Annotated in this window: 9 protein-coding genes; all 9 read right to left on the bottom strand. The window is 36.6% G+C overall.

The annotated features are described in order from the left end of the window. The coding region (locus COX77_00435) for a hypothetical protein (protein PIZ99806.1) at positions 1–599 on the bottom strand (599 nt) is incomplete at its 3' end. A gap of 65 nt (positions 600–664) precedes the next feature. Beyond that, positions 665–1,129: a hypothetical protein gene (locus COX77_00430; protein ID PIZ99805.1), complete on the bottom strand. Its 465-nt coding sequence runs from the start codon at positions 1,127–1,129 to the stop codon at positions 665–667. Between the two features lie 119 nt (positions 1,130–1,248). Further along, positions 1,249–3,258 (bottom strand): hypothetical protein, encoded by a 2,010-nt coding sequence (locus COX77_00425; protein PIZ99804.1) that lies wholly within the window; start codon positions 3,256–3,258, stop codon positions 1,249–1,251. Next, on the bottom strand, positions 3,258–3,647 hold the full coding sequence (locus tag COX77_00420) for a hypothetical protein (GenBank protein ID PIZ99803.1): 390 nt from the start codon (positions 3,645–3,647) through the stop codon (positions 3,258–3,260). The genes COX77_00425 and COX77_00420 overlap by 1 nt, the downstream gene beginning before the upstream one ends. Further along, complete coding sequence (locus COX77_00415; GenBank protein ID PIZ99802.1) at positions 3,625–4,119, bottom strand: hypothetical protein; 495 nt, start codon at positions 4,117–4,119, stop codon at positions 3,625–3,627. The genes COX77_00420 and COX77_00415 overlap by 23 nt, the downstream gene beginning before the upstream one ends. Next, positions 4,119–7,064 carry a hypothetical protein gene (locus COX77_00410; protein PIZ99801.1) on the bottom strand — a complete coding sequence of 982 codons (2,946 nt, stop codon included), beginning with the start codon at positions 7,062–7,064 and terminating at the stop codon, positions 4,119–4,121. The genes COX77_00415 and COX77_00410 overlap by 1 nt, the downstream gene beginning before the upstream one ends. 1 nt (position 7,065) lies before the next feature. Then, entirely contained in the window at positions 7,066–7,515 is a 450-nt protein-coding gene (locus tag COX77_00405) for a hypothetical protein (protein ID PIZ99800.1), read from the bottom strand. A 2-nt stretch (positions 7,516–7,517) separates the two neighbouring features. After that, positions 7,518–8,726 carry a hypothetical protein gene (locus tag COX77_00400; GenBank protein ID PIZ99799.1) on the bottom strand — a complete coding sequence of 403 codons (1,209 nt, stop codon included), beginning with the start codon at positions 8,724–8,726 and terminating at the stop codon, positions 7,518–7,520. Between the two features lies 1 nt (position 8,727). After that, positions 8,728–10,004 (bottom strand): hypothetical protein (locus COX77_00395; GenBank protein ID PIZ99798.1); only part of this gene is annotated, 1,277 nt, incomplete at its 5' end.

Raw genomic sequence — 10,004 nt, 5'->3', positions numbered from 1 at the left:
ACTGTATTAAAATACTTTTGCCAAATTTTTATTTGCTCAATTTGTTGCAATCCAGGATTCCAAAAAACTTTAATCTTTTTTGTTTGTGCTAAGGACCACAGATAGTGTAAATTATAATCAGCATAAGGACCAACTAAAGCCGTAACAAAATAATACTTTGTCTGATGATTATTCATAGACAAACTTTTGATTAATCGCAAACGCTCAGTGGCGCCAGGATAAACAAATAACAAATGATCGCGAATAATAGTGGAATTCATAATAAAGGAGAAGGCCGTAGCTTTTTGTTTTGCTGTTTGCAAAAAAGTTTCATTAATCTTTTTGTTCTTTAAATAATATTTGACTTCTTGTCCGATAATGTCATTGCCAATAATGGAAGCGACAGCAATGCGTAATCCCAATCGACTGAAGCTGGCAGCACTGTTAAGAGCCCCACCACCAAAACTTTTACTTTGTAAATCAATGTAGTGTTTGGACCCGAAATCAAAAGCAATGTATTTCTCATTATTATTTTTTTTTATTTCTATTGCGCCATAAGTATTACAAATATAATCCTGCGTCAAACCACCGATGGAAATAATATCAAACTTATTTTTCATACTAATATAATAACACAAAACACCCTCACAAAAAAGTAGGGTGTTTTGTTGTTAGTTAGCCTAAATTAACGTAAAACACTGATAGTTTCACTCAATTCAGGATCACAGGCACCGACAGTAACACGACCATTAGCATCTTTGTTGATGTAATAATCAGTGATCGCAGCAGTACCAGTACTTGGATCTTGAGGAATGGCAGCAATGTACTTGGTTACTAATTCAGTACCCAAATCAGCACAAGCTGCTACTGTTGTTGTAGCTGTACAAGTGGCATCACAACCAGCTGCTGCAGTACCCAAAACTTGAGAACTGCCTGCTGTATCGTCAATACCAGCTGGTAAAGTACCGCTATTATCAACTTGGTATTGTAATACCGCGTTCAAAACAGCGTTTACTGAAGACCAACGCTCAGCGTTACGAGCCTCAGCAAATCTTGTGGCAGGATCTACCGCCACAAACGTTAAAGCTGCTAAAATGGCAATAATGCCAATAACGATTAGCAACTCAATCAAGGTAAAACCTTTGCGCATTTTGATTACCTTTCAATTGCCACCGACACCGCCTTAAATGAATGTCTAGGCAATCTAATTAATATTTTAATAAGGCTAACAGTAATATTATACTACTTTTTTCGCAACGAAACAACAAATTAATAAAATATCTGCCAAATTGAACGCTTTTGTTCAAAGTCTTGACTAATATTCTTAATCATTACATTAGTCATATTAACACCATTCTTAAGACAACTGTCACCACATTGCTGCTGGTAAAACAACAACCAGTCTTGCTCATCCGGTTGTGGCCAAGAAAATTCTACGGAAATAACCAGTGAAACTTTTTCCGAGGAACTTAAATATTTTACTGCCAAAACCAAAGTGGTGAGCGAACGATCGGGTAAAAATTTATTGCTGCTTTTTTTTCTATATTCTGACCAAGCACGAAGAGTGGCCATTTGTTTTTGATCTTCGATACTTTTAAGCTTAACTGAATCTTTCGTAATAATTGATAACCCACCATTAGATTCGATCTTTTCCGCATAAATACTCTTCTTTTGAACAGTTGTTAATGCTACAAAATCATAACGTCCAGGTAGCAGAGTCGCGCTATTTCTAGAACTGTCAATTGCTACTAATAACCTACCACTCGCTGGTATAACTTGATCATTTTTTAAGTAGAAAATATTAATACCATCCATGCTAATTCTTGAATTGGCCACAATCTTTTTATCCTGGGTAGTTTCATTGATTAAATAAATATTATTTTCCGGCGTGACAGCAAAGTCATTGATAGTAACATTGCTTAGTTCATAGCTATAATCAAATTTATCACTAACTAATTTACCACGAATAATAGATTGATCAAAATTCGTCACTGCCTGTTCCGCATAATCAACGGTCATTTTAAAGGATTTTTGTTGTTGGCTAGTGAACTGTTTTAATTTATTTTTATTGACTAGATTAATGTGATCGCGGAAATAAAAAATTGAAATTAAAGTAAGAATAATTAATAACAAAATAATAATCTTAGGCCATTCCTCCTGGCAATTAGCCTTAAATTTAGCAAATGATGGTTTTTTATTTTGCCGCGGTAATATATTAATACCAAACTTATAGTTACTGCGCATCCCCCGTAATAATAAACCAATAACTGTGGCAAAAGTATTGACGTCAGTTTTTTTAACATTATTCAGAATAATGTTTTTTTTACTCTTCAAATGTAACCAAGGATCTCCCTTTTGAATTTGAATTTTTAATTTACTGGTAAAATATTCTAACAGACCAACCATTTCTGCCGAACCACCAGTTAATACAATCTTATTAACCTGCCGGCTATTTTTCTGCTCATAATATTTAATTGATCGACTAATCTCTTGGAGTATTTTGTCTAGTAGTTCATTTAAACCACTAGCAATCTTTTCATCCTTGACGCGACAACCCTGTTTTTCTTTCAGATCCAGTGCCTCTTCCAATGATAACTTACCCTTTTTACGAAATACCTCGGTAAAATATGATCCGGCAACTGGCAAACTAACAGTTTCTTTCATACCCTCACGATCATAGATGGCGATATTGGAAAAATAACCACCAATATCCACGATCATCGTTGCTGATTTATTATTACCGAAAACTGGTAATAAACAGCGCGCCAAGGCTAATGATTCCAGTTCAATGACTTGTACATTGATACTCAAAGATTTTAAAATAGCTAAAATATCTTCCACTAATTGACGAGGGGCAGCTACATACAAAACCTTTTTTTCTTGAACAGCATTCTCTACCACGCGATAATCTGAATACATGCTATCTTTACTAAAGGGAATAATACCCTCAGCTTGCATTAATAGATATTGCTCAATTTCGTCTTCTTTGAGTGTTGCTGGTACACTAAAAATATTGGTAAACATTCTATTTTCCGGAATTGATAACAAACAAGTTTTGGCGGTAATTGGTTTTGGTTTCGCGGTGTTGAGCACCTTCTTAATAGCTTTTATTAGCGCATTGGGATTCTTAATTACGCCATTGACGATAACTCCTTTATCTAAAACAACGCGGTTAATACCCTTCAAAATCAAACGGCCAAAAAAAGTACTGTGACAACTGATCGCTTCAACAGCATTATTAGAAATATCCAAAGTAAAAAAATTTTTCAGTTTCGCCATTAATTTTCCTGCCAATTAATAATATTAAAAGTATTATTGACCGTAGCAACAATCGTATATTGATTTTTATCAATCGTTGAAAAACTAGTGATTGTTGCCTGACTGCCATTAGTACTTACTGTTATTATACTAGAATTTCCATTTATGTCTAAGGTGTAATTATAATTAACCCAATTTTTCTTTAAACGGATCAGTACATCTTCAATGCCAGCTTGTGCTAACTCCTTGGTCATTAATGATTGACTAATCCAATAAGAGCCTTGCAATTCACTGGTCGATTGCCAACCCACGCTTAAAACCACAAACAAAACAACGGTACCGATAATCAAAATCGAAATTAATGCCAACATTCCTCTCTTTTTTTCTTTATGGTGCCAATAATAAATCATAGGATGTATTTAAACTAATATTTGCTTGCCACTCTGTCTGTTCCACTGTTGTCCGGTAATCAATTTGCAAAACCAGACCAATGGTACTACTTTGAGTAGTTGATAAATTTGACCACTGACCATCAACAGCTACGACCGCCGTATTGATCACGACTGGTGTTTCTTGATTAACTTGGCGTGTCATATTTTTATTATCACGATCAAAAACATAACTGATTTGTGCGTTGTCCACCAAGGTGATAATTACCTGATCGGTACTTATTTGATTTAGTGTTTTTGCGCGATGAAAATCATAGGCTATCGTTTGTTGTATATAACGAGCGGCTTGGTTCGTTTCGATAATAGCACCACTTTTTATCTGGGAACCGATGATATTCCAAACAAAGTATAAAGAAACCGTCAAAATCGTAGAAATAATAGCTACGTAAATAATTGCTTCAATCAATGTAAATCCTGGACGCTGTATTTTCATTATGGTGTGTAATTTAACTTAAAATCTTGCAGTACTGGCGTGGTATCACCAGAACCATATAAATGAATCAAGTACTTAGTATACCTTTTACCATTATAACCCAAAGTTGGTAAAATAATGGTTTCATTACCGCTTTCATAGAAGCTACCAGGACCAAAAGGCCCTGACCAGGATGCGGCATTTAAGTCTTCAATGGTGCTAGCGGTTTTAATTTGCATCTTAACATCATCACCAGCCGCTGGTAGATTTTCCGTCCAACTAATAAAATTATAACCGCTGTCAGCGCCGGTATCAAAAACTGACGACTCTAGTGTTCCGTATACTTGATAATTTGATTCACCGCTTCCGCCAGCCAACATAAAAGTCATATCAAATACTTGGATGCCCTTAGTACTACCAGCTAAACCAATATACAAATAACTACCTCGCAGCGCTATGTCACGCCCATTATCAATAATATCCATATCCCCCAAAGCAGTTGGGTTTGCTGGATCAGTTTCAATATTGAAAACCAATACTTTACGAGCGGCGCCACCAGTCACAGTCATTAGATAGCCCTCGCGAGTAGTAATACCAACCGGTGCTTCAATAGCACTAATAATACTGACTGCTGGTGGGTTAATCGGATTAGCGCCAATATTGAATGTTTGAATGGCTTGATCAGTACTATCTAAAGCAACATAAGCATAATTATCTTGAATAACTATATCATTGGGTTCCTCTGCAGTGTTGAAGCTACCTTCATAGGTGGGAGCATTAGGATTAGGACTCAAATTGTAAACAACGACAGTATGATTTTCTAAAGTAATATACAAATAATTATTATAAACAAATGCACCCCGGGGTTCATCAGCCAAAGATAATGAGCCGATATACTGAGCGTCACTCGGTATTTGATTGTATTGATATATTTCTACACCATTACTGGCTATATCGGTTATTACATAAATATATTTGCCTAACTCCGCTACATCTTCTGAGTGATTGGTTGTCAGAAAAGTACCATACGATGTCGGATTAATAGGATCGCTAGTCATATCAAATGTTTCAACTCTTTTTTTCTCCAACAAAGCAATATAAAGATTATTGTCCACAATATTCATCCCGGCTACTTTTTTATCCGTCATAAAAATACCAACTGGCACTGGTGAAATCCAAAGAATAACCGATTCTGGTGTCAGTGGTGAATTAATGTAATGCTCATGAGCTGCAGTATCGTCTAGGGCAATACTTTCAATAGAAACCTCGTCAATCTTGCCTTTAAATCTATTATTATCCCGCAGGTTATTATCAATTGATCCGATCAATACCGGTACACTATTACCGGAATTAAAAATACTGCCACTATAATCTGCAATGCCCTTTGATTCACCATTAATATAAACCCGCATCGCCGCACCATCATAGGTACCGATAACATGTGCCCAGTTACTGGTGGAGATAGCGTTATCGCTAGTTACGGAATACTCGTGATTGTTACCGCTAGCACCATCTTGGCTAATGGCAAATACTAGCTTACGGCTACTATTGATATACAAACGATAAGATCTGTTATCACCATCATTCCATTGCCACTTGGTAATAATTGGCCGATCAACACCACTACCCAGAGCCGTGGGATAAACCCAGGCTTCCAATGTGATATTACCAATAATATTTAAACTGTCGTTTCCTGGTATCCTAACATAATCACCATTACTACTACCGCTACTACCATCAAAACTCAGGGCTTGAGAAAAATTACCAGTCGTATAGCTAGGGACAGATCCTAGTGGCTGACGAAAACCATCGTTATTATAGGAGCTGGAATCGTAAACAATTTCGTCAGCTAGAGCAAAATTATCCACGGCGTAATATTTATTGACACCAATTGCTACACCGCTTAAATAAAAAGTTATAAAGTTACTAGCGGCACTAGTGGTGAATGAGATGGTGTATTGAGTCCAGCTATCACTAATAGGTACGGAGATTAGATTGTAACCCCAATTCATACTACCATTGTTTTGCAAGTAACGATAATCTTGATCCCACATAGATAAGTATAAAAAAGATACCGTTCCTTTAACATAAAAACTGAACTGATAGGTACTCTTGGGAGTAACTGGTACGTTTACCTGACCGAGATTCGACATGCCTGGCCATTCAAAATAAACTTCCGCAGCCGTCGGTCCGCTTTGACCAGCAGTATTAATATACTGCGCACCCCAATTCCATTCGTCCCAGCCATTCCAATCAATACTGGGTGGCAGACCAGAATACTGTTCAAAGCTACTATTAGTTAACTTGCCATTATCTTTAAAACGCTGACCGTCTAAATGCATTAATAAGGCATAAGGACTGGGATTGGCACCGGCTAGATTTAACTTTGCTTCACCAATAGTAGTAATATCAACAGCTTCATCCTTTTGCAGAAAACGATTAGTTATTGACCAATTAGCTTGACCATCACCGCCAGACCAATCTGTTTGTTGCCAATCATGACTGGACCAATTAGTTAAGTAGGTGTCCAGCGAATAAGTATGATCTTGCGATCCACTCACTGGCCAACTGATACTAACCACAACTTTTTTAGTATGCAAATCCAGCGTACCGTTACTGGCGACTATATTATTATTAGCATCGCGATAAACGTCGGAAATAACAATTTGTCTCTGATATTCACCAAGGATTTCATTCTCACCGCTAAACTCCCAATAATTATTATTTTTAGATAAACCGTGATTCCCGATGGTGATTTCCGACCACCCGCGCTTGCCAATAGATCTTGTAGCCTCAATACCTTCTTGAGCGTAAGCTTGAGCAACTGTTTTTTCGCCACCTTGTCTTTCGGCGATATAAGTCAAACTGGCGCTACTGGCTATACCGGTAACGAATAAAGAAAATATTCCCAAAGCAATAATTATTTCAATCAGAGAAAAAGCCGGTTTTTTCTGGACTATAATCATGTTAAAAAGATATTAAACCATTAACAGTAATAATACAGTCTCGTCGTTCATAACCGTTAATTTGTAATGACACCACGCCTCCCTTATTGGGCTTACCGGTCAAACGATCAAACACTATTTCATTATTCAAATCATTAGTAAAAAGGTAACCGTTGGGTAAACTATAATTTTCATCCTCATTAGATTGTCGCTCTCCATAACTATTGCCGCTAAAAGTAATATAGTTGTTACCAGAAAAATAAGCGCCCCATTTAGTGCCCCTAAGTCCAGCCATCGCTTTGAACTGAGTTCTTTTTAAATTTTGACACACATCCGTCAAGGAAGTATCTGATTTATTGATGGCTAGAAATTGTGAAAGGAATGGTAAGGCAATAGCCATAGTAGCGATAAAAATACCCATAACAATGAGTAACTCTGTATAAGTAAAGCCCGCGCGCAAAATTTTCTGCATAATTATCTTTTTATACCACCAGATATCTGATAGATTGGTTGGATAATTGAAACGGCAACAAAGCCCACAATCAAACCAATACCCACTAACAATACTGGCTCAATGATGGTGGCCATATTTTTAGTAATATTATCCACTTCTCGCCCATAAAATTCACCTAAATAATTTAAGGAGTTATCCAGTTCACCGGTCTTTTCACCAACACCAAGCAAACGCGTGGCTATCGGGGGAAATAACTTGGAGCTACGATTAAGAAAAGACTCCGACAAAGACAAGCCCTTTTCTACCTCCAAAGCCAATTTAGATAATTCATTATTATAAACATAGTTACCCAGTACGCCGGAACTTATTTTCAAAGCCTCCAGTACTGGGACACCGCTTTTTAAAAGAATGCCCAGGGTACGATATAGATTAGCTAAATTAAACTGAATAATAATTTTGCTAATTACTGGTATGTGTAGCAGTAAGCGATGCATTAAATGGTGGAAAAATTTTTGCTTCATTAAAATAATGAAAACAACTAACAAAACTATTAAACCAATGCCAACGGCCGTACCATTATTTTCCATAAAACGGGCAGTAGCTATCAAAACTTTAGTGGTAACAGGCAGATCCATAGTTAAACTTTCAAACAACTTCATCATTTGTGGCAAAATAAAATAAACGAGAATAAAACCCAAACCCAGGGTAACAAGTAAAATAATAATGGGATAAATAGCTGCTCCTTTAATCTTTTTCTTCAATTCAAAACTTTTTTCTAACTCCGTTGCTAAATATTCCAAATTCTCTGCTAGCGTACCACTGGTTTCACCGATACGTACCATGTTAATAAATAAATCGGAAAAAACCTTCGGATGCTCACCTAAGGATTGCGATAAAGTATTGCCACTCAAAACTTTTGCTGTTACTTCCTTTAATATTCTCCGCAGTTTGGGATGAGTAGCTTGTTCTGTTAAAACATCCAGAGCTTCCGCTAAATTTACACCAGCCTTCATCATAATAGCCAAGTGTCTAGCTAGCAACACTTTATCAATAAATTTAATGCCACCAAGGGAAATCTCCATTTTCATCAACTGTTTTTGTTTATTTATCTTGACGATAAAATACCCCTTCTTCTTCAAAGCTAAAATAGCTGATTCCTGATCCAAAGCTTCTATTTCCCCTTTTTGTGCTTTGTTGTCTTTAGTAGTTGCTAAATATTCATATTTCATTTTAATCTTTGGTTACTCTTAAAATTTCTTCAGCAGATGTTTCCCCTTTTAAAATTTTTGCCAATCCATCTTCGAGCATACTCATCATACCTTCTTTGATAGCCTGTTTATGAATCTCCGAAGCGTTGGCTTGTTTCATAACCAATTCTTTAATCGAACTACTCATTTCCATAACTTCATAAATTCCCATTCGTCCTTGATAACCAGTTTTTTTACAAAAAGCGCATCCCTTACTCTTATACAAACGGTATTCTTTTTTGTTACCCAAAACGCGAAAAATTGATTCTTCATTGAATAGCTCCACGAGCTTTGTTCTTTTTACCGTATAACTAGCAACACATTTATGACACAATTTGCGTACCAATCTCTGAGCAATAATAATATTAATGGTCGACGAGATTAAGAAGGGCTCAATGCCCATATCAATAAAACGCGGCATTGTAGTAGCGGCGTCATTAGTGTGTAGGGTAGACAAAACTAAATGACCGGTCATGGCCGAATTGATCGATATTTCGGCAGTTTCTCGATCGCGTATTTCACCTACCATAATAATATCCGGATCTTGTCGTAAAAGCGCTCGTAAACCACTGGCAAAAGTTAAGTTGGTTTTATTATTAACTTGTATTTGATTAATGCCCTCAATATCGTATTCTACCGGATCTTCAATAGTAGATATATTAACCTCGCGTGCATTTAAAACATTGAGCACAGCATATAACGTTGTTGATTTACCAGAACCCGTTGGTCCAGTCACCAAAATCATACCGTGGGGCCGACTAATAGCCTTATCTACTTTGGTAAAATCTTTTTCGGAGAATCCCAGAGTTTCTAATTTTAAATGCTTATTTTTTGACGACAATAAACGCATGACAATTTTTTCACCTTCAACTATCGGGATAATAGAAACACGAACATCAACTCGTCCATCATCGCTCATGAATTGTAATTTGCCATCTTGCGCTGCTCGATGCTCATCAATGCGCAGCTTAGACATAATTTTGAATCTGGTAATTAACAAATTATGAATTTTCTTGGGCAACTCAACGACATCGTGTAACATGCCATCAATACGAAAACGGACTAAGCTTTTATTTTCATAAGGTTCAATATGGATATCGGAAGAATTATTTTGATTGGCATAAACTAATAAAGTATCAGCGGTCCGAATAATCGGTATATCTTCCGGTTTTTGTGATTTCTTCGCTTCCTGAACTGTCGTTTTCATAATATCGTCAAACTCTTCAATGATTGTTTTGCGATACTTATTCAGAGCCTGCT

This window comes from Candidatus Komeilibacteria bacterium CG_4_10_14_0_2_um_filter_37_10, assembly GCA_002793075.1.
In the GTDB taxonomy this organism is placed as follows: Bacteria; Patescibacteriota; Patescibacteriia; order UBA1558; family UBA1558; genus UM-FILTER-37-10.
Note: the sequence above shows the minus strand (reverse complement) of the source record. Positions and strands in the feature narration are given on the sequence as shown.

Coding starts and splice junctions, on each gene's coding strand:
- COX77_00430 (PIZ99805.1), bottom strand. CDS start 1,129: ATGCGCAAAGGTTTTACCTTGATTGAGTTGCTAATCGTTATTGGCATT.
- COX77_00425 (PIZ99804.1), bottom strand. CDS start 3,258: ATGGCGAAACTGAAAAATTTTTTTACTTTGGATATTTCTAATAATGCT.
- COX77_00420 (PIZ99803.1), bottom strand. CDS start 3,647: ATGATTTATTATTGGCACCATAAAGAAAAAAAGAGAGGAATGTTGGCA.
- COX77_00415 (PIZ99802.1), bottom strand. CDS start 4,119: ATGAAAATACAGCGTCCAGGATTTACATTGATTGAAGCAATTATTTAC.
- COX77_00410 (PIZ99801.1), bottom strand. CDS start 7,064: ATGATTATAGTCCAGAAAAAACCGGCTTTTTCTCTGATTGAAATAATT.
- COX77_00405 (PIZ99800.1), bottom strand. CDS start 7,515: ATGCAGAAAATTTTGCGCGCGGGCTTTACTTATACAGAGTTACTCATT.
- COX77_00400 (PIZ99799.1), bottom strand. CDS start 8,726: ATGAAATATGAATATTTAGCAACTACTAAAGACAACAAAGCACAAAAA.